General features: G+C 54.3%; 26 protein-coding genes. 12 read left to right on the forward strand and 14 right to left on the reverse strand.

Going from position 1 to position 26,203, the window contains the following annotated elements:
• Window positions 1-12 precede the first annotated feature (12 nt).
• Complete coding sequence (locus B1H58_RS11900; protein ID WP_085070543.1) at window positions 13-687, forward strand: heavy metal response regulator transcription factor; 675 nt, start codon at window positions 13-15, stop codon at window positions 685-687.
• Window positions 684-2,057, forward strand: a complete 1,374-nt coding sequence (locus tag B1H58_RS11905) for a heavy metal sensor histidine kinase (protein ID WP_085070545.1) — start codon at window positions 684-686, stop codon at window positions 2,055-2,057. The genes B1H58_RS11900 and B1H58_RS11905 overlap by 4 nt, the downstream gene beginning before the upstream one ends.
• A 229-nt stretch (window positions 2,058-2,286) precedes the next feature.
• On the opposite strand, the gene emrB is transcribed toward B1H58_RS11905, so the two are convergent.
• The 12 genes from emrB to B1H58_RS11965 all read right to left on the reverse strand — a co-directional run bounded on the left by emrB (window position 2,287) and on the right by B1H58_RS11965 (window position 15,693).
• The gene (gene emrB, locus B1H58_RS11910; protein ID WP_085070547.1) at window positions 2,287-3,822 is read right to left on the reverse strand and encodes a multidrug efflux MFS transporter permease subunit EmrB; all 1,536 of its coding nucleotides are present in this window, start codon (window positions 3,820-3,822) and stop codon (window positions 2,287-2,289) included.
• A gap of 14 nt (window positions 3,823-3,836) precedes the next feature.
• Window positions 3,837-5,012: a multidrug efflux MFS transporter periplasmic adaptor subunit EmrA gene (gene emrA, locus B1H58_RS11915; RefSeq protein ID WP_085070549.1), complete on the reverse strand. Its 1,176-nt coding sequence runs from the start codon at window positions 5,010-5,012 to the stop codon at window positions 3,837-3,839.
• 153 nt (window positions 5,013-5,165) lie between these two features.
• Window positions 5,166-5,699 (reverse strand): transcriptional repressor MprA, encoded by a 534-nt coding sequence (gene mprA, locus B1H58_RS11920; protein WP_085070551.1) that lies wholly within the window; start codon window positions 5,697-5,699, stop codon window positions 5,166-5,168.
• Between the two features lie 437 nt (window positions 5,700-6,136).
• On the reverse strand, window positions 6,137-7,321 hold the full coding sequence (locus tag B1H58_RS11925; protein ID WP_085070553.1) for an MFS transporter: 1,185 nt from the start codon (window positions 7,319-7,321) through the stop codon (window positions 6,137-6,139).
• Between the two features lie 252 nt (window positions 7,322-7,573).
• Window positions 7,574-8,569 carry a glycine betaine/L-proline ABC transporter substrate-binding protein ProX gene (gene proX, locus B1H58_RS11930; RefSeq protein ID WP_085070555.1) on the reverse strand — a complete coding sequence of 332 codons (996 nt, stop codon included), beginning with the start codon at window positions 8,567-8,569 and terminating at the stop codon, window positions 7,574-7,576.
• A gap of 64 nt (window positions 8,570-8,633) precedes the next feature.
• Entirely contained in the window at window positions 8,634-9,806 is a 1,173-nt protein-coding gene (gene proW, locus B1H58_RS11935; RefSeq protein ID WP_085070557.1) for a glycine betaine/L-proline ABC transporter permease ProW, read from the reverse strand.
• On the reverse strand, window positions 9,803-10,999 hold the full coding sequence (proV, locus tag B1H58_RS11940) for a glycine betaine/L-proline ABC transporter ATP-binding protein ProV (RefSeq protein WP_085070559.1): 1,197 nt from the start codon (window positions 10,997-10,999) through the stop codon (window positions 9,803-9,805). The genes proW and proV overlap by 4 nt, the downstream gene beginning before the upstream one ends.
• Window positions 11,000-11,381: 382 nt before the next feature.
• Window positions 11,382-12,344 (reverse strand): class 1b ribonucleoside-diphosphate reductase subunit beta, encoded by a 963-nt coding sequence (gene nrdF, locus B1H58_RS11945; RefSeq protein ID WP_157130171.1) that lies wholly within the window; start codon window positions 12,342-12,344, stop codon window positions 11,382-11,384.
• A gap of 21 nt (window positions 12,345-12,365) precedes the next feature.
• A complete protein-coding gene (nrdE, locus tag B1H58_RS11950) occupies window positions 12,366-14,501 on the reverse strand; it encodes a class 1b ribonucleoside-diphosphate reductase subunit alpha (RefSeq protein ID WP_085070562.1) in 2,136 nt (711 codons plus the stop codon).
• Window positions 14,474-14,878: a class Ib ribonucleoside-diphosphate reductase assembly flavoprotein NrdI gene (nrdI, locus tag B1H58_RS11955; protein WP_085070564.1), complete on the reverse strand. Its 405-nt coding sequence runs from the start codon at window positions 14,876-14,878 to the stop codon at window positions 14,474-14,476. The genes nrdE and nrdI overlap by 28 nt, the downstream gene beginning before the upstream one ends.
• A 4-nt stretch (window positions 14,879-14,882) precedes the next feature.
• Window positions 14,883-15,125, reverse strand: a complete 243-nt coding sequence (gene nrdH, locus B1H58_RS11960; protein ID WP_085070565.1) for a glutaredoxin-like protein NrdH — start codon at window positions 15,123-15,125, stop codon at window positions 14,883-14,885.
• A 253-nt stretch (window positions 15,126-15,378) separates the two neighbouring features.
• Window positions 15,379-15,693, reverse strand: a complete 315-nt coding sequence (locus B1H58_RS11965) for a DUF883 family protein (RefSeq protein WP_085070566.1) — start codon at window positions 15,691-15,693, stop codon at window positions 15,379-15,381.
• 164 nt (window positions 15,694-15,857) lie between these two features.
• Here B1H58_RS11965 and B1H58_RS11970 point away from each other — a divergent pair, with 164 nt between their 5' ends.
• From B1H58_RS11970 to B1H58_RS11985, 4 genes are all read left to right on the forward strand, one after another.
• Window positions 15,858-16,193 (forward strand): DUF2002 family protein, encoded by a 336-nt coding sequence (locus B1H58_RS11970; RefSeq protein WP_085070567.1) that lies wholly within the window; start codon window positions 15,858-15,860, stop codon window positions 16,191-16,193.
• Between the two features lie 114 nt (window positions 16,194-16,307).
• On the forward strand, window positions 16,308-17,717 hold the full coding sequence (mmuP, locus tag B1H58_RS11975) for an S-methylmethionine permease (RefSeq protein ID WP_085070568.1): 1,410 nt from the start codon (window positions 16,308-16,310) through the stop codon (window positions 17,715-17,717).
• Window positions 17,707-18,642: a homocysteine S-methyltransferase gene (gene mmuM / locus B1H58_RS11980; protein WP_085070570.1), complete on the forward strand. Its 936-nt coding sequence runs from the start codon at window positions 17,707-17,709 to the stop codon at window positions 18,640-18,642. Before mmuP ends, mmuM begins: the two co-directional genes overlap by 11 nt.
• Before the next feature lie 102 nt (window positions 18,643-18,744).
• Window positions 18,745-19,167: a hypothetical protein gene (locus tag B1H58_RS11985; protein ID WP_085070572.1), complete on the forward strand. Its 423-nt coding sequence runs from the start codon at window positions 18,745-18,747 to the stop codon at window positions 19,165-19,167.
• A 52-nt stretch (window positions 19,168-19,219) separates the two neighbouring features.
• On the opposite strand, the gene speG is transcribed toward B1H58_RS11985, so the two are convergent.
• Both speG and B1H58_RS11995 read right to left on the reverse strand, forming a co-directional pair.
• Window positions 19,220-19,768: a spermidine N1-acetyltransferase gene (gene speG / locus B1H58_RS11990; protein WP_085070574.1), complete on the reverse strand. Its 549-nt coding sequence runs from the start codon at window positions 19,766-19,768 to the stop codon at window positions 19,220-19,222.
• Window positions 19,769-19,857: 89 nt separating this feature from the next.
• Window positions 19,858-20,037, reverse strand: coding sequence for a DUF2158 domain-containing protein (locus B1H58_RS11995; protein ID WP_085070576.1), 180 nt, complete (start codon window positions 20,035-20,037; stop codon window positions 19,858-19,860).
• 164 nt (window positions 20,038-20,201) lie between these two features.
• On the opposite strand from B1H58_RS11995, the gene B1H58_RS12000 reads away from it, so the two are divergent.
• The 6 genes from B1H58_RS12000 (at window position 20,202) to B1H58_RS12030 (ending at window position 25,919) form a co-directional block, all read left to right on the forward strand.
• On the forward strand, window positions 20,202-20,633 hold the full coding sequence (locus B1H58_RS12000) for an OsmC family protein (RefSeq protein WP_085070578.1): 432 nt from the start codon (window positions 20,202-20,204) through the stop codon (window positions 20,631-20,633).
• A 177-nt stretch (window positions 20,634-20,810) separates the two neighbouring features.
• Window positions 20,811-21,287 carry a YehS family protein gene (locus B1H58_RS12005; RefSeq protein WP_085070580.1) on the forward strand — a complete coding sequence of 159 codons (477 nt, stop codon included), beginning with the start codon at window positions 20,811-20,813 and terminating at the stop codon, window positions 21,285-21,287.
• A 399-nt stretch (window positions 21,288-21,686) separates the two neighbouring features.
• Complete coding sequence (fhuE, locus tag B1H58_RS12015) at window positions 21,687-23,840, forward strand: ferric-rhodotorulic acid/ferric-coprogen receptor FhuE (RefSeq protein ID WP_237172371.1); 2,154 nt, start codon at window positions 21,687-21,689, stop codon at window positions 23,838-23,840.
• 235 nt (window positions 23,841-24,075) lie between these two features.
• Entirely contained in the window at window positions 24,076-24,426 is a 351-nt protein-coding gene (locus tag B1H58_RS12020) for an antibiotic biosynthesis monooxygenase family protein (RefSeq protein ID WP_085070586.1), read from the forward strand.
• The gene (locus tag B1H58_RS12025; RefSeq protein ID WP_085070588.1) at window positions 24,416-25,159 is read left to right on the forward strand and encodes a sulfite exporter TauE/SafE family protein; all 744 of its coding nucleotides are present in this window, start codon (window positions 24,416-24,418) and stop codon (window positions 25,157-25,159) included. The genes B1H58_RS12020 and B1H58_RS12025 overlap by 11 nt, the downstream gene beginning before the upstream one ends.
• 43 nt (window positions 25,160-25,202) lie before the next feature.
• Window positions 25,203-25,919, forward strand: coding sequence for an ArsR/SmtB family transcription factor (locus B1H58_RS12030; protein WP_085070589.1), 717 nt, complete (start codon window positions 25,203-25,205; stop codon window positions 25,917-25,919).
• Window positions 25,920-26,203: the final 284 nt, after the last annotated feature.

Raw genomic sequence — 26,203 nt, forward strand, 5'->3', positions numbered from 1 at the left:
GGGGAGATGCGCATGAAAATTTTGGTTATTGAAGATGAAGCCAAAGCACGCGATTACATGCGCAAAGGATTGACGGAAGCGGGATTCATCGTGGATGTGGCGGAAAATGGCCAGGATGGTTTGTTCTGTGCGCAGGAGCATTATTACGATTTGATTTTACTGGACGTTATGATGCCCGGCATGGATGGATGGCAAGTGATGGCGGCAATGGATAAACAGATTCACACGCCAGTGATCTTCCTTACCGCTAAAGGCACGGTGGAAGATCGCATTAAAGGGCTGGAACTGGGGGCAGATGATTATCTGGTCAAGCCATTTTCGTTCGCCGAACTGCTGGCGCGCGTCCGTACGCAATTACGACGCGGTGTCCAGCAGAAACTGCCTGATATTCTGACGCTTGCCGATTTACAGCTCGATATTCTTAAACGACGCGTAGAGCGCGGTGGTCAGCGAATCGATCTCACTAACAAAGAGTTCAATTTGCTGCATCTGTTCCTGCTACACCCAGGCGAAGTGCTGACGCGCACCGTGATTGCTTCACGCGTATGGGACATGAATTTTGATAGCGACACCAATGTGGTAGACGTGGCGGTTAAGCGCCTGCGGCAGAAAATTGATGCCCCATTTGCCCAACCGCTGATTCACACCGTGCACGGTGTGGGTTATCGCTGTGAAGCCGAATCGTGAAGAAATTTTCTCTCGCGGCGCGCCTGTCGCTAATGCTAAGCGCCACGGTGATCGTCATTTTCTCATTCAGTGGCATCGCGCTTTATCACTCTCTGGCAGTGCAGATTGGGCTGCGCGACGATGCAGCTCTGCTGACGCGCATCGATCAAATCCGCACGCTATTACGCGATGAAGATGCCATTACGCTGATTCAACAGAAACCGCGTTTGTTTGCCAATATGCTGGGCAATACCGAATCTTTGCTGGTGCTGCGTTTTCCCGGCCGGCCACCGCTGATTGTGGTCAATCCTGGCCAGCGTCCTCTCCCGGCCATTACCCCTGTTGCGGCTGACCAGCCACTAACGCTGTCGTCGGTACATCATCTCGCTATCAATGACGGCACACCGTTTATTTCGGCGGCGGCGCTCACGCCAACACGCGATGGCAGCGGGCAGATTGAGATCATCACAGGCCGCCTGATGAGCGAGCGCACGCAAACGATGAACAGCTATTGTAATCAAATCATCCTGGCTACATCGCTGGCCGCATTACTGGTGGCAGCGATGAGTGTTTGGCTGGTGCGACGAAGTTTATCCCCGCTACGCAGCCTGGCGACTGAAGCAAACTCAATTGATGTACGACATTTGTCACGCCGCATGCCCGATCAGGCTCCGGCTGAATTGCAGCCGCTGATCGCCGCCTTTAATCAGATGCTGAGCCGTCTTGAAATGGGTTATCAGCAGTTAAGTCAGGTTTCTGCGGATATGGCGCATGAATTACGTACACCCGTCGGGACGCTGCTCGGTCAGACTGAAGTAGCGCTGAGCCAGACGCGCAGCGTCAGCGATTATCAGGCGTTGCTGGGATCTAACTATGAAGAGCTGGAACGTCTCTCAAAGATGATCGACAACATGCTGTTTCTCGCCAGAGCGGAAGATGCCAGCCAGGCGATAGATATACAGTGCATCGATCTGGTGCAGCTCGGCGAGAAATTGCAGGACTATTTTGACAATATGGCGGAAGAAAAGGGGATGCGGCTGGAGATGGAGATGCACGGCGAACTGCACGCCGATCCGCAGTTGCTGCAGCGCGCGCTGGCGAATCTGATGGCTAACGCGCTGCGCTACGGCGATCGTGACACCACGATTCGTGTTTATAGCACGGCGCAGCCGCACGGCATCGAATTGGTAGTGGAAAACCACGGTCCCGTGCTGAGCGCCGAACAACAGACGCGCATTTTTGATCGTTTCTGGCGCGCTGATACGTCTCGCCATCAGGGCAGCAGTGGATTGGGACTGTCGATTGTGCGCGGTATTATGCGATTACATCAGGGAAGTTGTGAAGTGAAGAGCGAGCATGGCGTAAATCGGTTTACGCTGCGATTTCCATAAATTAGAGCGGCGGCTTTCGTTACCTGATTCCCACCCGGCTCGCATTGGTAGTATGAGTCAGAACAACGAACCTCCGCTTTTCGCTTAAAGCAGCCAGAAGCTTTGTAAACGAACGCATTCCACGTTCCAGTAAAAAAGGCTGCTATCTCAGATGAAATAGCAGCCTTGATCCATTGTTAATCTTAACTGACCAGCATCGGGCATTAGGCCCATTTTTTATGGCTGAATATCAGTGCGCGCCACCGCCGCCACCGCCAGAGGTGAAAGGCGGGCGGGCAAACCAAATCAGCGCCAGCAGGATCAGGAAGATCCCGGCAGAGGCCCAAAATATCTCGTTAGCAGAGATAATCAGCCCCTGATTAGTGATCTGCTGAGCGATATAGCCAGAGGCCTGCTGCTGGGTCATGCCCAACTGTTCCAGCTGGCGATAGGTTTCCTGCGCATTAGGGTTATAAGGATTAACCGACTCGGCGAAATAGCTGTGATGCATCGATTCGCGATTGGTCCACATAGTGGTGGTAATCGACGTACCAATCGAACCGGCCAGGGTACGCAAAAAGTTCGACAGGCTGGATGCAGCAGCCAGACGTTCCGGCGGCAGTCCCGATAGCGTAATGGTGGTCAGCGGCATAAAGAAACAGGCTACCGCCAGCCCCTGGATAAACTGCGGCCAGGCAGCTGCGCCGAAATCCATTCCCGGCTCGAAAGTGTAGGCGCGCCAGTAAAAACAGACGGCATACATAATAAAGCTGAAGGCAACCAGGCGGCGCATATCGATCTTATGGGCAAAACGGCCAATAATCGGCGACAGCAGCACCGGGAAAATGCCCACCGGCGCAGAAGCCAGTCCGGCCCAGGTTGCCGTATAGCCATACACTTCCTGCAGCAGCTGCGGCAGCAGCACGATAGAGCCAAAATAGAGCATATAGGCCAGGCTTATCGATAAACAGCCAATGGTGAAGTTACGCGATTTAAATAGCGTCAGATCCACCACAGGATGATCGTCAGTCATCTCCCAGACGAACAGCACCGCCAGCGCCACCACTGCCACTACCGTAAGCACGATAATTTCAGTAGAGCTAAACCAGTCCAGCTCACGCCCGCGATCCAGCATGATTTGCAGCGCACCGATACCCACCACCAGCAAAACCAGACCCACCGTATCGATTGGCCGAATTTCAGTTTTGGTTTCACGGTTACGCAGCGTTTGCAGCGTCAGGATCGTGACCACAATGCCGATGGGCACGTTAATAAAGAAGATCCATCCCCAGTGGTAGTTATCGCTGATCCAGCCGCCAAGGATTGGACCGCAGATCGGTGCCACCACCACCGTCATCGCCCACAACGACAGGGCGATACTGCGCTTAGCGGGCGGATAGTTGCTTAGCAACAAACTCTGCGATAATGGGATCAGCGGGCCGGCAACCAGCCCCTGAAGCACGCGGAACAGGATCAGCATCGTCAGGCTATCCGCCACTCCGCACAGAAAGGAGGCGGCGGCAAAGGCCACGGTTGACCAGAGAAACAGTTTTACCTCGCCGATGCGTTTCGCCAGCCAGCCGGTAATCGGAATGGAGATCGCATTCGCCACGCCAAACGAGGTGATGACCCAGGTTCCCTGGGAGTTCGACGCGCCGAGGTTACCGGCGATGGTTGGAATGGCAACGTTGGCGATGGTGGAATCCAGCACCTGCATAAAGGTCGCCAGCGACAGCGCGATGGTCATCAGAACCAGCGGAGCGCCTTCAAGCGGCTTTTGCGCCATAACTGCCTCCCGGATTATTCGCCCGCATTGGCGCGAATAATCTCGCTGATTAACTGATTCACCGGCGCCAGATCGATCGCCAGCGCGTCGCTCTGATAAGCGGGCGTCTGACGCACCTGGGAAGCCAGCATGCTGCCTTCTTTACTGGAGGTATCCACTTTCACCAGCGTGGAAAGACCAATGCGCAGCGGATGCTCGGCCACTTCGTTGGCATCCAGCTCAATACGTACCGGTAAACGCTGAACCACTTTAATCCAGTTACCGGTGGCGTTTTGCGCAGGCAGCAACGAGAAGGCGCTGCCGGTGCCCATATCCAGGCCGACCACTTTGCCGTGATAGACCACGTCGTCGCCATAAATATCGCTGACCACCGTAGCAGGCTGACCAATGCGCACGCCCGCGAGCTGTGTTTCCTTGAAGTTGGCATCAACCCAAATGCCGGTGGCCGGCACAACGGCCATCAATGGTGTAGAGGTGGAGATTTGTGCGCCGACCTGCACGCTGCGGCGAGAGACATAACCATCGATAGGGCTGCGGATTTCGGTGCGTTGTAAGGCCAGCCAGGCATCACGCAGCGCGGCGGCGTTCTGCTTCACCGCCGGCTGGTTTTCCAGCGAGGTATTCAGAATCGCGGCCTGGTTTGCATTATATTGCTGTACCGCCACATCCAGTTGCGCTTTCGCGGTAGCGACCGCATCGCGCGCATGTTGCAGCTCTTCACGACCAATCAGGTTAGAGGCACCCAGCGGCTCGCGGCGTTTCAGATCCGCTTCGGCCTGCGCCAGCGCGGTTTTTTGCAGCTCGATTGTTGCCTGATACTGTTTACTGTTGATCATCTGCTGATGCGTCTGACGCACGCTGGTGGCCAGAGCGGTCTGCGCTTTTTCAAACGCCTGTTCGGCATCGGTTTTATCCAGCGTTATCAGCACATCGCCTTTCTTCACAAAGTCGGTGTTATCAAAGCCAATTTTGTTCACGCTGCCAGCGACCTGAGCCATGATCTGCACCTGATTGCCTGCCACATAGGCATCATCGGTCTCTTCAAAATGGCGCAGCACCAGAGACCAGTAAATCAAATAAGCAACGCCAACCAGAACCAACAAAACAGCCAGAAAAATCAACGCACCTTTACGCTTTTTCTTTTTATTGGCTGGCTGTTGCGGTTGTTGCGTTTCCGCATTCGCACTCATGCTTCTCTCCACATTTTCCACGTATACACGTATTTCGGGGTGCGCCTTTCCATGTGTGCAGGGGCCCGAGCCTAAAATGCCAGCGTTAGCGCTGGCATGGATAAAAGGGGATCAAAATAACGGTTTCTGAGAGTGATTGTGTCGCAGGAATTGCTATTGGTGGGAGAGGGAAGAAATAACTTCCTCTTCATCCATCTGGTCAAGACGGTTCAATAATTTACGTGTCAGGCTTTCCAGCTGCGCTTTTTCACTGCTGCTCAGTGAGGACCACAGATATTGCAGGCTCTGGTGCTGCGGAGGAAGAACCTGACGCAGGAAAGCGTTGCCTTTTTCTGTCAGATGCAGATGCAGGCAGCGGCGATCGTTATCGCTTTCACGGCGTTCAATCCAGCCGCGTTTCTCCAGCTCATCGGCGATGCGCGTGGCATTGGTACGGGAAGAACCCAGCGCGGCGCTCAGTTCAGAAGGCTGAATACTGTGGTTTTCCTGCGCATCCAGCGTAATCAATGCCATAAACAGTGTCTCGTTAATCCCCTGAGCTTTCAGCATCTTGTTGCGATTATCCAGCAACTTGCTCTGCATGTGCATACACAGACGCGTCAGGACGATTTCCTGGAGCGGAAAATCTTTATGACGTGTAGCACGAATATTCAGCATCTGTTCAATGGGAGTAAACGAACTTTCCATCTTAAAGGAACCTCATTAGTTGCAACTGGTAGAGTAGTGGTGATGACGAAACAGACATGAACATCTTTACCAGTAGCGATGGCTCATACGATCGCAACGTCATCATCTAAAGTTTCGGCTCACTCCATAAACCGAAGGTTAGGCAGCATAGCTGTTCGGCAGATCGTACAGGAGTGCCGAACCAGCCGGGCAAAATAAACCTTAAACGCACCGCTTTTAACGACTAAACATGCTTGTTTCTAATGTAACAAGCGGGTGGCTGTCGCCAGTTTTGCGCACGCTTAATGCCATCTGACAGCGATATCCTTTCTCTGAGCTGAATAATTTCTTACGAAAAAATAACTAACATGAATAAATTTACTGCTAACCATACCAGAGTGGGTTACGGCTTTATACCCTGTCGGTACTGAAAAAAATGGCTCTTTACACTTTAATGGTTAATTATTGTGATCTTCGTAGCGGTAGCCTTGCCACCAGCTCAACAGATTAAGCAAAGTTAATAACACCCCGGCGATACAGACACCGTACCAGCCAGCAAAATGATAAGCGCTGGCAGAGATAAGCGAGCCGGCGGCACCGCCGATAAAATAGCTGGTCATGTAGCCAGCCGTGAGCCGGTTGCGCGCTTCGGGCATGCGCCGATAGATGACGCTCTGGTTAGTGATATGAACGCCCTGTACCGCCAGATCCAGCAGAATAATGCCAGCAATCAGGGCCAGCAGTGAATGCGCGCCCAGGGCGGTCAGGCCCCATGAAACCAGCATTATCAGCAGCCCCAGCGTGGTGGTCAGGCGAGCTTTGCCCTGATCCGCCAGTGAGCCAGCCTGACGCGCAGCCAGCGCACCCGCCGCGCCGGCCAGGCCCAACAGGCCGATTTCTCCTTCCGAATAGCCATAGGGCGGAGCAGCAAGTAAAAAGGCCATTGAGGTCCAGAGCACGCTGAAGTTGGCGAAGGAGAGACAACCAATAATGGCGCGCGTGCGGATAACGCGTGACTGAGCATAAAGACGAAAGATAGAACCAAGCAGCTGGGGATAGCCAAGCTCTACCGTTTGACGATAGCGTGGCAACCCGCGCCACAGCGCCAGCGCCATTAATACCATGAGCAGGCTGGCGACCCAGAATACGGCGCGCCAGCCGCCCAGTTGCGCCAGCGCACCGGCAACGGTACGTGCCAGCAGAATCCCAAGCAGCAGGCCGCTCATGACGGTACCTACCACTTTGCCACGCTTTTCCGGCGCAGCGAGCGTGGCGGCCAACGGCACCAGCAGCTGAGCAACAACCGAAAACAGGCCGGTCAGCGCGGTACCAAGCAGCATCATGCCGAGATTGTCAGAAAGAGCGGTTATCACCATGCCGCCCGCCGCCAGCAGACTCATGCCGACAATCAGTCCGCGTCGTTCCAGGCGATCGCCAAGCGGCACCAGTAGCAACAGACCGGCGGCATAGCCGAGCTGAGCGGTGGTGATAATGAAACCGGCCTGATTAACCGACAGATTAAAGCTGCGGGCAATAGTATCCAGCAGAGGCTGCGCGTAATAGTTACTGGCCACCGCCAGCCCCGTGGCGATAGACATCAGGGCCACCAGCGCCGGACTAAGTCCCTGAGATTTTGAATTCATAAGCAATAAGCATGGTTGATAAATCGTCGCCGCTAATAGTAACCCAAAAAACTATTTCATTGTTGGTTGTGTTTAACAGGACATACCAGTTTTGTTTACGTTAAACAGCGCTATCGTAACCTTTAACCGATGAAATGAAAGGATAAATAAAAAACGGGCAACATTTGTTGCCCGTCAGACAGCTGACTAACTGCCGGTGCCGGAAGCCGAAACAATCACGCTCGCGGACCGCACTGTTAACCAGATGTGCTCTTATTTTGCTGCAGCTTTTGCACTGTCTATCCAGCGATCGAACTGTGCCTGATGCGCTTTAATCCAGCCATCAACATGCGCGTTAATCGCCTGCTCAGAAGACTGCCCCTGATGCATACGCGAGTTTTGTGCGTTGATATCGGCAATCGGCAGTTTCATCTCAGCAAACAGCCGTGCCGCCGCCGGGTTTTTCCCGGCCCAGGCTTTATTGGCGACAATATGCATGGTGTTAACCGGGAAACCGTAGTTAGCGCCGTTTGGCAATTGGGTGTTCACCTCTTTCTGCGCGCCCGGCATTGAAGAGAAGGGCACCTGCAGCCAAACTACATCGCGTCCCGGTACCAGAACATCGCTGATCCAGTAAGGGGTCCAGGTATAATAAAGGATCGGTTTGCCTTGCTTATAGCGGGCGAGGGTATCAGCCATCATCGCAGCATAATTTCCCATATTGGGCTCAACGGTTTTGCTCAGGTCAAAGGCCTGGTTCTGATGCAGGATCACCGCCTCGCAACCCCAGCCAGGCGCGCAGCCGGTCATATCCGCTTTGCCGTCACCGTTGGTATCAAACAGCCGCGCCAGCTTCTCATCTTTTAGCTGATCGATGCGGGTAATATGATACTTCTCGGCGGTTTTCTTATCGATCAGGTAGCCCTGTGCGGCACCGGTAACGTAGGTTCCCTGACGATAAAAGACCTTATCGCCGCCAGCGGCGCGATACATATCGTCGTGCAGCGGTTGCCAGTTAACGGCGGTAAAGGTGGCATCGCCGGATGCGATCGAGGTATAGCCCACGTTGTAATCCACTTCGCTCGGCTTCTCAACGCGGTAACCCAGCTTTTCCAGCGCGCGGCTAACCAGCAGCGTTTGAAAGCTCTCTTCAGAAATGGTGCTTTGGATCGGTTTAACAGTGATCCCTTTACCCGGTAAATCGGCGGCGAAAGTCGGCAGGGCAGCCAGCGATGTCAAAGCGGCGGCCAGAAGGGCTATTTTGCGCATAGTGATTCCTTATTAATTGTTATCAGACAGTAACGTGACGGCGTACAGCGACGCCGCCAGCGCGTTACTTGATCAGGCGGGTCAGTAAACCCAGCGGACCGGTGGCGTACCAGCGTTGGTTGCCACGGCTTCGGCTGTTGCGACCAAAGGATTGCGTCAGGCGATCGAGGATAATAGCGAGAATAACAATACCGACGCCGCCTACGGTGGCCAGCCCCATATCAAGACGGCCAATGCCGCGTAGCACCATCTGCCCCAGGCCGCCGACCGCTATCATCGAAGCGATAACCACCATCGACAGCGCCAGCATCAGCGTCTGATTCACGCCAGCCATGATGGTTGGCATCGCCAGCGGCAGTTGAACTTTAAACAGCATTTGCCGTGGGTTCGCGCCAAACGACTCCGCCGCCTCGATCAGATCCGCCGGTACCTGCTTAATGCCAAGAACGGTCAGACGCACAATTGGCGGCAGGGCAAAGATAATGGTCACCACCACGCCCGGCACATTGCCGATACCAAACAGCATCACAATCGGTACCAGATAGACGAAGGCGGGCGTAGTTTGCATCGCATCCAGCAGCGGGCGAATAATACGCCCGGCGCGTTCGCTGCGCGCCAGCCAGATCCCCAGCGGCAGGCCGATAACAATACAGAACAGCAGGGCGGTTAAAACCAACGCCAGCGTAACCATCGCCTGCGACCAGGCACCGATAGCACCAATCAACACCAGGGAAATCAGGGTTGCGATGCCCATGCTGACGCTGGAGAGCTGCCAGGCGATAAGCGCAAACAGCACGATAGCAACCGGCGCAGGCATGCCCAGCAGCAGTTGCTGAAAAGCGCTCAGGATATAATCTACCGGAATACGGATCCCCTGAAACAGCGGCCGGAAATGGCTGACGATCCAGTCGATCCCATGCGTAACCCAGCTATCAAGCGGGATCAGGGTGTGATGAAAAGGATCCAGTATATTGAAGTGTTCCGCCTGCGGCGCGGGTGCGCTGTTCAGCCAGTCGCTGTTGCTGGCAACGGCGTCGTGGCCATCAGCCGCTCCGGAGGGCGAACCCCAGGCGTCGCCGCTGTTGGGCTGGGCTGCGCCGTTGTCAACAGATGTGCCGCCGCTGGGCTGGGCTGCGCCGTTATCAGCAGGCGTGCCGCCCCAGGGATCGCTGGCCGTATCGGTTGCCGCTGGCTGTGATGATGCATTTTCCCACGGATTGTTGTTTGGCTGACTCATTGCTGGCTCCCCTCGCGATCTAATGCCTGTAACAGCGTGCCTTTGGAAATAACCCCGATATACTGATCTTCGTCGCCGATAATCGGCACGGCGCACGGCGCCTGCGCCACATGCGACAGCAGCTCATTCAGGGACATATCGCCAGGCACTGCGGCGGGCGCAGAAAGGATTGCGGCGTCAATGCCTGCTCCAGCCGCCAGCGCTGCCTTCAGCGAATCGGTGGAAACCACGCCAACAAACTTTTGTTTTTCCAGCACGTAGCCATATTCCCGATCTTCATCCTGCAGCAGCTTGATTGCCGAGCGTGGACCAAAGCCGGGAGATTTGCGGATCAGCGCACTGGCGCCGCGACGGGCAATATCTTTGGCGCTAAACACATGGCTAATGTCAACGCCACGGAAAAAGGTGCGCACGTAGTCATTAGCGGGATTATTTAAAATTTCATCCGGCGTTCCGACCTGCACCACTTCACCGCCCTGCATAATGGCAATGCGATCGCCAATGCGCATCGCTTCATCAAGATCATGGGAAATAAAAATAATCGTGCGTTGATGTTTCGCCTGTAGCTTTACCAGCTCATCCTGCATTTCCGTGCGAATTAAGGGATCGAGCGCGGAAAAAGCCTCGTCCATTAATAAAATGTCGGGATTAATCGCCAGCGCGCGTGCTAATCCAACGCGCTGTCGCATACCGCCAGATAATTCATCGGGCCAGGCATGCGCATAATTTTCCAGTCCGACCTGACGCAGCGCTTCCAGCGCTTTTTCCTGACGCTCCTGCTGTGGAACGCCCGCTAATTCCATACCAAAGGCGGTGTTATTCAGCACATTCATATGCGGCATCAGGGCGAATGACTGAAATACCATACTGATTTTATTTCGCCGTACTTCACGCAGCTCACTGTCAGATATTTTGGCAATATCGACGCCATCAATAATGACCTGGCCGCGTGTCGGCTCTATCAGACGATTGAGAAGGCGAACCATAGTGGATTTTCCTGAACCGGAAAGCCCCATGATGACAAATATCTCGCCTTCTTCAATGGCCAGACTGGCATTCTTAACGCCTAAAGAGAGTCCGGTTTTTTCCAGTAACGCTTCTTTACTGATGCCCTTATCAATATATTTAAAAGCACGCTCGGGATTCTCGCCGAATACTTTATAAAGATTCTTTGCTTCTAATTTAATTGCCATGCAATTTGAATATCCTGGTTGGTTAATTATTTTCGCTAATACTTGTCCTGGTGAAATTAAAGCGGCCTATACCCTAACATACTCAGAATCTCAGGCAACCCTTTGCGTGGCGCTGAGTGTCATGCTTTGAGATGCTCATCTCGCGTCAGGTCAGAAGGGGCAGGGGCTACGGGGAAATAATTGCAGGCCAAAAAAAGATGAAATAAGTGAGCAGAGACGCGCTTTTTTACCACAATTTTCTGCTGGAAGCCGGTAGTAAATTGCAGGCGCAGAAATGGAAAATAGCCATTATTTATAGCGAAAGTTTGCAGGGAAATAAGCGTTATTTTAATGGCTGAAGCATTAAAGAAGAAAAGGGCGCGAAGGTGCGCCCAAACGTTATTTAAAAGTCCCAGTCTTCATCTTCGGTATCCACCGCTTTGCCCATTACATATGAGGAGCCGGAGCCGGAAAAGAAATCGTGATTCTCATCAGCATTTGGTGACAGCGCGCTTAAAATCGCCGGGTTAACCTGGGTCATTTCTGCCGGGAACAGCGCCTCATAACCCAAATTCATTAGCGCCTTATTGGCGTTATAGTGCAGGAAGGCTTTGACCTCCTCCAGCCACGGCGTTTCGCCATATAACGCCTCGGTGTAAGCCAGCTCGTTGTCATACAGCGCCATCAGCAGCTCAACGGCGAACTGCTGCAGCGCATCACGGCGGACCGGATCGACTTTTTCCAGTGCTTTCTGGTACTTATAGCCAATATAGTAGCCATGCACCGCTTCATCACGAATAATCAGGCGGATAAGGTCGGCGGTATTCGTGAGCTTGCCACGGCTTGACCAGTACATCGGCAGCCAGAAACCGGAATAGAAAAGAAACGACTCAAGAAAGACGCTGGCGATCTTCTTTTTCAGCGGATCGTCGGCGCAGTAGTGCTGGTGGATCAGATCGGCTTTATTCTGCAACGGGCCGCAGCTTTCGCTCCAGCTATAGGCGGCATCCACTTCGTTAACCGGACAAAGCGTAGAGAAAATCGAGCTGTAAGAGCGCGCATGTACCGCTTCCATAAAGCTGATATTGGACATCACCGCCTCTTCGTGCGGCGTTAGCGCATCAACCATCAACGCAGGCGCGCCGACGCTGTTTTGCAGGGTGTCCAGTAGCGTCAGGCCGGTAAAAACGCGGATAGTCAGCTGCTGCTCCGTTTTGCTCAGGCTATTCCATGCCTGTAAGTCGTTAGAAAGCGGCACCTTTTCCGGCAGCCAGAAATTGCTGGTCAGGCGGTTCCAGACCTCCAAATCTTTCTCATCTTCGATGCGGTTCCAGTTTATCGCCTGGATGCGCTTAAGGTTTTGCATAACTCGATCCATCAATTCAGTTTATAGCGAGCAGGAAACGCAACCCTGCACCTCAGTGCCTTCCAGCGCCATCTGCCGCAGGCGAATGTAATAAAGGGTTTTAATCCCTTTCTTCCATGCGTAGATCTGGGCGCGGTTAATATCGCGCGTGGTAACGTTATCGCGGAAGAACAGCGTCAGCGACAGCCCCTGATCGACATGGCGGGTCGCTTCCGCGTAGGTATCGATAATCGCCTCCGGGCCAATCTCATACGCATCCTGCCATTGCGCGAAATTTTCATTGGTCAGGAAGGGAGCCGGATAGTAAACGCGTCCGGTCTTGCCCTCCTTACGGATTTCGATGCGCGAGACGATGGGATGAATGCTCGACGTGGCGTGATTGATATAAGAGATCGATCCGGTTGGCGGGATCGCCTGCAGATTTTGGTTGTAGAGGCCGTCGCGCATCACCGCTTCCCGCAATGCTATCCAGTCCGCCTGGGTCGGCAGGGCGATGCCCGCCCCGGCAAACAGCCGGGCAATGCGCCCGGTACGCGGTAGCCAGGCCTGCTCAGTGTAGCGGGTAAAATAGTCGCCGCTGGCGTAGCGCGACTGTTCAAAACCGGCAAAGCGCTGCTTTCTCTCCCGCGCCAGCTGGTTTGACGTGCGCAACGCATGGTAAGTGATGCAGTAAAAATAGAGGTTGGTAAAATCCAGCGCCTCCGGCGAACCGTAAGCGATCCCTTCCCGCGCCAGATAACCGTGCAGGTTCATCTGTCCAAGGCCAATGGCATGTGATTGTGCGTTGCCATGCTCTATTGAAGGCACCGAGTGAATATGGCTCATATCGGATACGGCGCTCAGGCCGCGCACCGCGATCTCAACGGTACGCGCCAGATTGCCGGAATCCATCGCGTGGGCAATATTTAACGAGCCGAGATTACAGGAGATATCCTTCCCGATATGGCGATAGCTGAGATCGTCATGGTAGCTGGAAGGGCTATTCACCTGCAGGATCTCCGAGCAGAGATTGCTCATATTGATGCGGCCCTGCACCGGGTTGGCGCGGTTAACCGTATCCTCGAACATCAGATAGGGATAACCTGATTCGAACTGGATTTCCGCCAGCGTCTGAAAAAACTCGCGCGCATCGATAAAGGTTTTACGGATACGCTCGTCCGCCAGCATCTCATCATATTTCTCGCTGACGCTGATATCGGCAAACGCCTGACCATACAAGCGCTCCACGTCATACGGCGAGAAAAGGGCCATAGGTTGATTCTCTTTCGCCAGACGGAAGGTAACATCCGGGATCACCACGCCGAGCGACAACGTTTTGATACGGATCTTCTCATCCGCATTTTCCCGTTTGGTATCAAGAAAGCGCAAAATATCGGGATGATGGGCATGCAGATAAACTGCACCTGCACCCTGGCGCGCTCCCAGCTGATTGGCGTAGGAAAAGGCATCTTCCAGCATTTTCATTACCGGGATCACGCCGGAAGACTGATTTTCAATACGCTTGATCGGCGCGCCCGCTTCACGCAGGTTAGAGAGCAGGAAAGACACGCCGCCGCCGCGTTTTGACAGCTGCAGCGCGGAATTTACCGCGCGACCAATCGACTCCATATTGTCTTCGATGCGCAATAAAAAGCAGGAGACCAGCTCGCCGCGCTGCTGCTTGCCGCAGTTAAGAAACGTTGGCGTTGCCGGTTGAAAGCGGCCGGAAAGCATCTCTTCCATCAGCGCCGTGGCTAATTCGCTGTCGCCCTGCGCCAGCGTCAGCGCCACCATACAGACGCGATCGGGAAAATCTTCGAGGTAGCGTTTGCCGTCGAACGTTTTGAGCGCATAGCTGGTAAAAAATTTCCAGGCGCCTAAAAAGGTGTCAAAGCGAAAGCCCCAACCCGCCGCCCGCTCAAACAGCTGGCAGACAAATTCAAAGGGATAAGCGTTCAGCACGTCCGCTTCGTAGTAGCCTTCCGCCACCAGATACTGCAGCCGTGCCTTCAGCGAGTCAAAAGACACGCTGTTGGGGATCACCTGCTGCAGCCAGAACTGGCGCGCCGCCTCACGATCTTTATCAAACTGGATATTTCCCTGCTCATCATAAAGATTGAGCATGGCGTTCAGCGCATGATAATCGGGTGCTAGCTGTGGGCTGTCTGTTGTTGCCAAAATTGAGTCACTCCCGCTTTAACGTTGGCGATATCGTCAGGGGTTCCCATTAGCTCGAAGCGGTAAAGGTAGGGAACCTGACATTTTTGCGCAATGATGTCGCCGGCCAGGCAAAAGCCCGCGCCGAAGTTGCGGTTGCCTGCGGCAATCACGCCGCGCAACAGCCGACGATTGGCGGCATCATTAAGAAACTGAATAACCTGAGCGGGTACCGCGCCGCGCGCGCTGCCGCCGCCGTAGCTGGGCACCACCAGAATAAAAGGCCGATCTACCTGCAGGCGTTGCGCTTTATCTAACGGAATGCGGCGCGACGGCAGGCCAAGCCGGGTAACGAACCGGTGGGTGTTTTCCGACTGGCTGGAGAAGTAGACCAGCATGCGATCACCCCAGCGCCTGCTGCGGCTGCGCCAGCCGCATCAACTTATCGGGGCGGAAACCGCTCCAGTGTTCACCATCGGCCATCACAACCGGTAGTTGACGGTAGCCCAGCGCTTTCAGGTTCTCGATAGCGTTAGGCTCGTCGTCCAGATTAATCAACTGCCAGGTCAACCCCAGTTTATCCATCATGTTTTTGGTGGCGGTGCACTGCATGCAGTTGTTTTTGGTGTAAATAGTAATGAGCATGATTCGTATTTCCTTTATGCGTCCTGAAACCCTGTGCTACATTATGCGCCACACGACAAGCCTGCTGCGTCGCAATTACAAGGTATTGTGTTTATCTGGTGATCTGAATACTAGATGTAGCGTTTTTGATTTTCAACCATGGAGATTTCAGGCCTAACGGCAAATCGTGGCGCAGGGCGCGTCAGCGCTGGAAAAAAATTTTCAGACAAAAAAATCCCCGCACGTGGCGGGGAGAGAATGCAGAGCGGGGTGGTTAGCGACGGGAAGCCAGCAGCGCGCCGATAAAGATACCGATAGCCGCACCAACGCCTGCACCGTGCCAGGGCTTATCATGAATCCAGGTATCAACCTGCTGGCCTGCGTCGCGCGCAGCCTGACGTACGCGGCTACGCCCATGAATTTTAGCGCGGGTCTCTTTCAGCAGCGCTTCTGCTTTGCTACGCGCCTCCTCAATATCCTCTTTGGTTTTGCTGCCGTAGGATTTGAGTAAATCGTCCAGCGCATCCGCCAGTACAGAAACATCCTGATGCACGTCTAATTCGTCATTTTTTACCGTTTGTTTAGACATTTTTCCTCTCCCTTTGCTGAATAACGTAATACTTAGTGTAGACCATTCCCTGTAAGCGCAGCGCTAATGGTCTGCGGCAGCGGACTTTCTGGATAATTCTGAATGTCCCTGGCTGCTGCGCTGATGTAAGGTTGCGAAGCTTTATAAGATTGAGAGGATCAAGCATGTATTTACGACCAGATGAGGTGGCACGCGTTCTGGAAAAAGCTGGCTTTGAAATGGATACCGTGACGCCGAAAACCTATGGCTACCGTCGTGGCGAAAACTATGTTTACGTCAACCGCGAAGCGCGCCTGGGGCGAACCGCACTGGTCATTCATCCGACGCTGAAAGAAAAAAGCCTGAATTATGCGGACCCGGCGTCAGATATCAAGACCTGCGATCACTACACGCGCTTCCCGATGTACCTTGTGGGTGATACTCAGGATCACTACGGCATTCCGCACGGTTTTAGCTCGCGCGCCGCGCTGGAACGCTATTTACAGAGTATGTTCGATTAACGTCTTTCCGTCAGGGCGTTAAGCTATCGCGTTTGCTACGTTGCATTCTGCTGCATGGACAGGTATAAACTTTGCCACATTTAGAAGTTTAGACGTCCATATGGATAAGAGACCATGCAGTCAGAACAGCCGCAAGGCGGACAATTTAAACGCAGTATGAAAGCGCGCCATCTGGTGATGCTTTCCCTGGGCGGTGTGATTGGCACCGGTCTGTTTTTCAATACCGGCTATATCATTTCCACTACCGGTGCGGCAGGAACGCTACTGGCGTACCTGATCGGCGCGCTGGTGGTCTGGCTGGTGATGCAGTCGCTGGGCGAGCTCTCAGTGGCGATGCCGGAAACCGGCGCTTTCCACGTTTATGCTTCCCGCTACCTGAGTCCTGCTACCGGTTATACCGTCGCCTGGCTCTACTGGCTGACCTGGACCGTCGCGCTGGGTTCCAGCCTGACGGCGGCTGGCTTCTGTATGCAGTACTGGTTTCCACAAACGCCGGTCTGGCTCTGGTGCCTGGTTTTTTGTCTGGCGATCTTTCTGCTGAATGTCATTTCTACCCGCTTCTTCGCTGAAGGGGAGTTCTGGTTCTCGCTGATCAAAGTGATCACCATTCTGGCATTTATTGTTCTTGGCGGCGGCGCGGTATTTGGCCTGATCCCGCTAAAAGATGGTACGCCCGCGCCGTTTTTCCATAATCTCACCGCCTCCGGCTGGCTGCCGCACGGCGCGTTGCCGATCCTGATGACCATGGTGGCGGTTAATTTCGCCTTTTCCGGCACCGAGCTGATTGGCATTGCCGCCGGTGAAACGGAAAACCCGCAAAAAGTGCTGCCGCTGGCGATTCGCACTACCGTTGCGCGGCTGATTATTTTCTTTATCGGTACCGTACTGATTCTGGCAGCGCTGATCCCGATGGAGCAGGCGGGCATCGTGAAAAGCCCGTTTGTTCTGGTGTTTGAAAAGATTGGTCTCCCCTGGGCGGCGGATATTTTTAACTTTGTTATCCTGACGGCAATCCTCTCGGCGGCCAACTCCGGCCTCTATGCCTCAGGGCGCATGCTGTGGTCATTGTCTAATGAAGGCACGCTGCCGCGCTGTTTTTCGCGCCTGACGCGGCGGGGTATTCCGCTGGTAGCGATCAGCGCCAGTATGCTGGGCGGTCTGCTGGCGCTGTTCTCCAGCGTGGTAGCTGCCGATACCGTTTATGTGGCGCTTTCCGCTATCTCCGGCTTTGCCGTGGTAGCGGTCTGGCTCAGCATCTGTGCATCCCATTACGCTTTCCGGCGTCAATACCTGCGCGAAGGGCGACCGCTCTCCGGGCTGCAATTTCGCGCGCCCTGGTTTCCGCTGACGCCGATTCTGGGCTTTGCGCTCTGTCTGCTGGCCTGTGTCGGTCTGGCTTTCGATCCGGAACAGCGCATCGCGCTATGGTGTGGTTTGCCTTTTGTGGCGATCTGCTATGGTGCTTACTGGCTAACAAAACGTAACAAGCGGGAAAGCGCTAAGGAAACGGAACATGCTATTTGATCCCATTGCCGATCTTCTCCAGCGTCGCGATACGCTGATCCTGGATGGCGCGCTGGCAACGGAGCTGGAGGCGCGCGGATGCCAGCTGGCCGATGCGCTGTGGTCAGCCAAAGTGCTAATGGAAGATCCGCAGCTGATTTATCAGGTGCACTACGACTATTTTGCCGCCGGGGCGCAGTGCGCCATCACCGCCAGCTATCAGGCGACGCCGCAGGGCTTTGCCGCACGCGGCCTGAGCGAGCTACAGTCACGTGAGCTGATTATCCGCAGCGCTGAGCTGGCACTGCGCGCGCGCAACGATTACCTGGCGCAGCAACCGCAGGCGGCACCGCTGCTGGTGGCGGGGTCGGTAGGGCCTTACGGCGCTTTTCTCGCCAACGGCGCGGAATATCGCGGCGACTATGCGTTGCCGCAAGAAGAGATGATGGCGTTTCATCGTCCGCGCGTCGAGGCGTTGGCCGGTTCCGGCATCGATCTGCTGGCCTGTGAAACGCTGCCTTCTTACGCCGAGCTTGAGGCGCTGGTGGCGCTGCTGGCGGAATTCCCCACCATGCCCGCCTGGTTCTCATTTACCCTGCGCGACAGTGAACATCTGTCCGACGGTACGCCGTTAACGGCGGTGGCAGCATTACTCAATGATTGTCCGCAGGCGGTGGCGCTGGGCATTAACTGCATTGCGCTGGAAAAGGTGACGCCAGCGCTCGTTACGCTGCGCCGTTTAACCCCGAAGCCGCTACTGGTTTATCCCAATTCCGGCGAGCAGTACGATGCGGTCAGCAAAAGCTGGCACAGCGCCCCTGCAGGCTGTTCGTTGCAGGATAAGCTGAGCGAATGGCAGCACGCAGGCGCACAGATTATCGGCGGCTGTTGCCGTACCACGCCGCAGGATATCGCCGCGCTGGCGCGTGGCTGCTCACATCAATAACGCTCTTTGCCATTCTGGTGCCTGGAAAGGAATTCGGGCACTAAGGAAAAGTGACGCGTTGCCGATTAAACTAGTACCAAACCGTAAAATTCAGGAAAGCGTATGAAACGCCTGTTAATGGCGCTGGCGGCGGCAACGCTGCTCAGCGGCTGCGCCACTATTGTCGGCTCGGAAACGCAAAGCGTGCGAATCGATTCGATTCCGCAGGGGGCAACCTTTGTCGTACAGGATGAAACCGGACGTGCAGTGGCGGAGGGGGTGACCCCGAAAACCGTGGTGCTGGAGAAGTCTAACGGCCGCTATTTCGGTAAGAAGAGCTATCTGGTGATGATGGAGCGTCCCGGTTACGTTCCGCTAACGCTGCCGTTAAGAGAGAAGGCGAACCTGTGGTATATCCTGGGCAATATTCCGCTGGGCGGCTTCCCTGGCTGGCTGCTGGTAGATCCGTTTTACGGCGGCATGTATAACATTGTCCCCGACCAGATCCAGCCGGTGATCAACCCGGTCGGCGCACGCGCCGGCTGATAAATCGCTAACGGTTGCAGCGTGCAGGCTTAACCAGCACGCTGCTTATCTTTTACTGGGCGGTGGGTTTTACCATCGCACCGGGATGAGTTTTATGCCTTTCCAGATACTGATGCTGGAAAATACACATGCGAATAGTGTTGCGGTATTCACCATTAATAAAAAATTCGTGCCGTAGTACGCCTTCGATCTCAAAACCCAGCTTGCTGTAAATATGGATCGCCTTTTCATTCTCCTGATCAACAATCAGGTAGAGTTTATACAGATTCAGCACGGAAAAGCCGTAGTCCATTGCCAGCTTCGCCGCCTGGCTTGCCAGCCCTTTGCCCTGATGCAGGGGATCGATAATGATCTGGAACTCGGCGCGCCGATGCACATGATTGATCTCTACCAGCTCAACCAGTCCCACTTTTTCGCCGCCGTTTTCCACCACAAAGCGGCGCTCGCTCTGATCGTGAATATGTTTGTTATAGAGATCAGAGAGCTCAACAAACGCCTCGTACGGCTCCTCGAACCAGTAACGCATCACGCTGGCGTTGTTATCCAGCTGATGCACAAAGTGCAGATCCTCCCGCTCAAGCGGACGTAATTTCACGCTCATACCCACATCCTGGTAAAAAAGTTTTTTTATTTTAACGTCGCGGCACGGCGCTAAGAAGGCAGCCCGTTATCGTTCAGGCTGCCGGATAGTCAGCACACGCCGAAGTCGCCATCTTCATGATAAGGATTAACCGAACTGGCTGGGATCTCGATCTCTTTTTTATCCGCATCGTCAATGCGGGCGCACCAGAGCATTTCGCCTTCAACACGCATTACCTGCATTTTGGGGCCGCCGGTTTTCGCCTGGACAAAATCATCTTTCTGAAACATGTTATCCCTCCGTCATTCTTTGTTAGTTACATTTTTTCTGCCGTCCGTCAGGCCCGCTGCACGCGGGTTAGCACCGCATGGCAAGGCAGTAGCGCCGCCGTCAACAGGCGATACGCAGCGGGTTAACTATACTGATAGTACATTTCAGTAAAACCGGAGGAAAAATGACGATTCATAAGAAGGGTCAGGCACACTGGGAAGGCGATCTAAAACGCGGTAAAGGCACAGTCTCTACTGAAAGCGGCGCGCTGAGCCAGCAACCGTACGGTTTTAATACCCGCTTTGAAGATCAACCGGGCACTAACCCGGAAGAGCTGATTGGCGCAGCGCATGCCGCCTGCTTCTCAATGGCGCTCTCTATGATGCTGGGCCAGGCGGGCCATACGCCGCAGAGTATTGATACCACGGCGGATGTTTCGCTGGATAAGCAGGGCGAAGGCTTTGCCATCACCAAAATTGCTCTCGACAGCCATATTAAGCTACCAGGAATTGATAACGCCGCCTTTGATGACATCATCAATAAGGCCAAAGCGGGCTGCCCGGTTTCACAGGTGCTGAACGCCGAAATCACCCTGAACTACAAGCTGGAAAACTAATCCTTTTCCCTGGCCGCGCCTGTATCCGCAGGGCGGCTGTTTTACCCTGCCAGCCCGCACAAATCCCTGCTGTTACCCACGTTCTTTGAGAGCAAAAGCGTGTAGTTTTACTCGTCATCAGCGCAGAGATCGCTATACTGCCCGCTTTAAATGCCGCAAGGGTAAGGAATCATCGCGATGATAAATAATGACGTACTGCGTAGCCTGCGCTACATGCTAAAGCTCAACAATAATGACATGGTCGCGATCCTGGCGCTGGCCGATATGGCGATTCCCGTTGAGCAGATGGCCAGCTATATGCTGAAAGAGGAAGAAGAGGGCTTTGTTGTGTGTCCCGACGTGCTGATGAGCGGCTTCCTGAACGGTCTGATTTATCATAAGCGCGGCAAAGATGAGAGTATGACGCCGCTGAAAGTTGAGCGCCGCATGAATAACAACATTATTCTTAAAAAGCTGCGCATCGCCTTCGCATTGAAAACTGACGATATTCTGGACATTCTCACTTCTCAGCAGTTCCGCATCTCCATGCCGGAAATTACCGCCATGATGCGGACGCCGGATCACAAAAACTACCGCGAATGCGGCGATCAGTTTCTGCGTTATTTCCTGCGCGGCTTAACCGCACGCCAGCGTCCAGCTTCAGACGCCCGGTAAAAAGCGGTTTCAGCCCAGTCTAATAAGGTTTCCCCGGTGATTATCGGGGAACAACGTTTCCCCCACGAAATCCGCCCCCTTTACCTTTTGCTGTTACTAATCCGCTTCTCTCCAGACAATTCTGTAATACACATTTACATCCGTAATGAAAATGATTAAATTTCTCATTCTCATTGCTGGTGGTGAAATGATTTTTTACGTGTTCATTGGATCCGCTAAGCCAACAGGGATTGATATTGCGCCAGACATTTACTGGCTCAGGGAAAACTGCCTTAGCGTAGGCCTTATTCAGATTGAGAAAGCGCATACGGCCGGGCAAACGGAAAAAATAAAAACTCTCGAAGGTAAAAAATGTGTCTGATTTCAGTTAATAACGGGGAAAGCCGCCTTAGCGGAAACATGAAAGCCAAACGGGCTATCACTTTTCTGGCCGCGTTGATCGCTATCGCACTGCACGGTAACGCGGCGTATGCGGCTGCGCAGGAAGAGACGCTGGTGGTGGATGCCGCTGCCGAAAGCGAAGATAGCCCAACGCAAAGCGATTACAGCGTGCCGGTCACCCAGGCGGGCACCAAAATGACCTTAACCGCACGCGATATTCCGCAATCGGTTAGCATTGTCAGCAAACAGCGCATGCAGGATCAGCAACTACAGTCGCTGGGCGATGTGCTGAATAACACGACCGGCGTCACGGAAAAGGTCGCCGATCTCGATCGCAGCACCTTCTATTCGCGCGGATTTATGATCGATAACTACATGGTTGATGATATTCCAACCGTGTTTGAAGAGCGCTGGAACCTGGGCGATGCCATCTCGGATACGGCAATGTATGACCGTATCGAAGTGGTGCGTGGCGCGACCGGCCTGATGAGCGGCACCGGTAACCCGTCCGCCTCGGTGAATATGGTGCGTAAACACGCCGACAGCCGTGAGTTTGTCGGTAATGTCTCTGCCAGCTACGGCAGCTGGGATAAGCAACGTTATGTTCTCGATCTTTCTGCCCCGCTGACCGATTCAGGCAACGTACGCGGACGCGTGGTCGCCGGCTATCAGGACCGAAACAGCTATCTCGATCGCTACAGCAATGACAGAAAATTTATCTATGGCGTAGTGGATGCGGATCTGACCGATTCCACTACTTTATCAGTGGGCTACGACTACCAGGAAAATCATGCTGACAGCCCAACCTGGGGCGGTTTACCGCGCTGGTATACCGATGGCAGCCAGATCGGCTACGATCGCAGCGACAATACAGCGCCTGACTGGGCCTACAGCAATACGGAATCCAGGAGAGTGTTCGCCACGCTGAAACAGCGCTTCGATAACGGCTGGCAGTTCACCCTGAACGGCACCCACGCGGAAACCAAACTCGACAGCAAAATGCTTTATATCGACAGCTTCGTGGATAAAAACAGCGGACGGCTCATTGGCCCTTATGCAGGCTATCCGGATTTGATCGGCGGCACCGGCTATAACACCGGCACGCGCAAGGTGCATGCGCTCGACGCCTTTACCAGCGGGCCTTATCAGCTGTTTGGCCGTCAGCATGAGCTGATGACGGGCGTAAGCTACAGCCGTCAAAACAATCGCTATATGAACGCGTTCGGCAACCTCTCTCCGGAAGAGATCGGCAATTACAATAACTGGGACGGCAATATCCCTGAAACCAACTGGGGAGATCTCAGCCTGGCGCAGGCAGATACGGTTCATCAGAAATCAGCCTATCTGGCAACGCGTATTTCGCTGGCCGATCCGCTGAACCTGATTGTGGGCGCGCGCTATACCAAATGGAGCACCAGCACACTGACGCAGGAACTGGCGAAGAATCGCGTTACGCCTTACGCTGGTCTGGTTTATGACATCAATGATACCTGGTCCGCTTACGCCAGCTACACCTCGATCTTTAATCCGCAGACCAACCGCGATATTAACGGCAACTATCTGGCACCGGTGACCGGCAAAAACTACGAAACCGGGGTAAAAGCGGACTGGCTGAACAGCCGCCTGACCACCTCAGTGGCGCTGTTCCGCATTGAGCAGGATAACGTCGCGCAGACTACCGGCCTGATGATCCCGAACACTAACAATGAACAGGCTTATTACGCCGCGCAGGGCACCGTCAGTAAAGGCATTGAGTTTGAAGTTAACGGCGCGGTCACGGATAACCTGCAAATGACCTTCGGCGCAACGCGTTACGTGGCAGAAGATGGCGACGGCACAGCCGTTAATCCGATGCTGCCGCGCACCAGCCTGAAGCTGTTTGCCGCTTATAATGTGCCAGCCTTAAGAGAGCTAACGCTGGGCGGCGGTGTTAACTGGCAGACACACGTCTGGCAGGATGTTTCCGGGCCGCAGGGCAACGGCACCTGGCGGGCAGAGCAGGGCAGCTATGCGCTGGTGAATCTGTTTGGTCGCTATCAGGTCACTAAGCAGCTGTCAGTGCAGGCCAATCTGAACAATCTGTTCGATAAATCTTACGACACCTATGTGGGTCAATATCTGGTTTACGGCGCGCCGCGTAACTTCTCAGTAAGCGCTAACTACAGCTTCTGATGCAGACCACAATGGCTCCGTTCCGGAGCCATTGTTATTTAGCCTGCTGCTGCGTTAGCCTGCGCGCCCGGCAAATTGCTGCATGATTTTTATCCACCCATTCAACACGTTTCTGCATCGGCTCAGGGAAGAGTTACCCAGATCCGTTAAAACCGATACCCATATTTCGTTCACCGGCGAAGCATACTGCCTGCGCCTGCGGCACTCTGGATCACCAAACCAGAAGGAGTCGACCATGTTTGCTGTGATTTTTGAAGCCGAACCTTATCCATCCCAAAGACAGCGCTATCTTGATCTGGCAGCAGATCTTAAGCCGTTGCTCACGCATATCGATGGATTCATCGCTATCGAACGTTTTCAAAGCCTGACCCGGCCAGAGAAGATCTTATCTCTCTCCTGGTGGCGGGATGAGGAGGCAATTCTCGCCTGGCGGCGTCAGGAAGAGCACCGGGCGGCGCAGCAGGCGGGGCGCGTTGATATTTTCAACCATTACCGGCTACGGGTTGCAGCTGTAATGCGTGATTATGGTAAAAACGAGCGCGGGCAGGCACCGCATCCGGGGAAGGAACCGCATAATGGAGTTTAATTTCGCCACGCTGCTGCTGGCTGGTACAACCTTTCTGTTAGCGGGTCTGGTTAAGGGCGTAACCGGCATGGGCCTGCCGACGGTAGCGATGGGCGTGCTGGGATCGTTGCTTTCTCCGGCCACTGCCGCCGCGATGCTGCTGTTACCTTCATTTATTACCAATATTTTTCAGCTAAGCGGCGGCGATCATTGCGGCGCGCTTATCCGGCGGCTGTGGCCGATGCAGTTGGCGATCGTTAGCGCCACACTGTTGAGCAGCGGATGGCTGGCTAAAGGGCAGAGTGATTATACGCAACTGGCATTAGGCGTGGCGCTGGTGGTTTATGCGCTCTGGACGCTGACCGGGCGCAGCCTTACCGTTTCGCCGCGAGGTGAATATCTTTTTTCGCTGCCGGTGGGCATCATGACCGGTCTGTTGACCGGTGCCACCGGCGTTTTTGTTATGCCCGCCGTGCCCTGGCTACAGGCGCTGGGGCTGGAAAAAGATGAGCTGGTACAGGCGCTGGGGATCTCTTTCACCAGTTCGACGCTGGCTCTGGCCGCTGGGCTATGGTGGCATGGGGCATTGCCCTCTGCCTCTTTAGGTATATCAGGCTTAGCGGTGATCCCGGCGCTGGTCGGGCTGTTTGCCGGGCAGCGTTTGCGTCGCTTTATTTCTCCGGCAGTGTTTAAACGCTATTTTTTGATTTGCCTGCTGGCGTTGGGGTTTGAGATGGTGGTGCGGGCCCTCTGAAAGTAATGTATCAGCTCGCGTCACGGTAAAAGGTGAAAACAATATGGCATTACGCAGCGAAAAGAATGCGGACACGCAGGATCTCTGTCAGCCGGAAGATCTGTTGGCAGCAACGGCGGCCGTTATGGCAGATAAGTCGCGCGCCCGTATGCTGTGCGTATTGATGGATGGACGCGCCTGGACGGCAACTGAACTGAGCGCCGCGGCGGATATTTCCCCTTCAACGGCCAGCGCTCATCTGGCGAAACTCACCGCGCAACGGTTTGTGGTTTGCCTGGCACAGGGGAGGCATCGCTACTACCGCTTAAGCAGCGTGGCCGTTGCCGATCTGTTAGAAAGATTGATGGAAATCTCCTGGAGCGGCCAGGCCGCGCCGCGTATTACCACGCCTGATTACCTGCGCCGTGCCCGAACCTGTTATGACCATTTGGCCGGTGAGGTGGCGGTTAGTCTGTATCAGGGTCTAACCGAGCGCGGCTGGCTCACGGTAGATGGCAACAGACTCACCGGGACAGGGAATAGAGAGCTGACAACGTTGGGATTAGCGATGCCGCCCTCTGGTTTGCGCCGAAAATTCAGCTGTGCCTGTCTGGACTGGAGCGAACGCCGCTATCATCTCGGCGGAGCGCTGGGCGCTGCTTTGCTCAGCTGGTTTGAACAGCAGCGCTGGATAGAAAAGGATGTTGGCAGCCGCTGCGTACATATCACTGCCAAAGGTGCAGCGGGCTTAAAGCGACATTTCGGCGTCAATGCTGTTTAGCGCCGCAACCGCCGGCGCGCTCTGCTGAGCGTTATGCTAACGGCGCTCCACGGTTACTTGCCGGCAAGCTGGCATCCATGATCCTGAATCTCTTCCGCTGAGACCCCGGTCGTCTGGGTTCCTGCACTGCTATGGATTTAAAAAGATTTTTACTGCTTAGCTCATTCAGGGTTACTTTTCTGTAATAGTAAGAATAAGGCGGGATAGTTAACTTTTCACCTTATTCCATAAAGCATTTCTGTCAGCGTAGGCGGCATTGGTGGTGAGCAGTAACGCCATCAGCG

The sequence above is a fragment of the Pantoea alhagi genome (genome assembly GCF_002101395.1).
GTDB lineage: Bacteria > Pseudomonadota > Gammaproteobacteria > Enterobacterales > Enterobacteriaceae > Mixta > Mixta alhagi.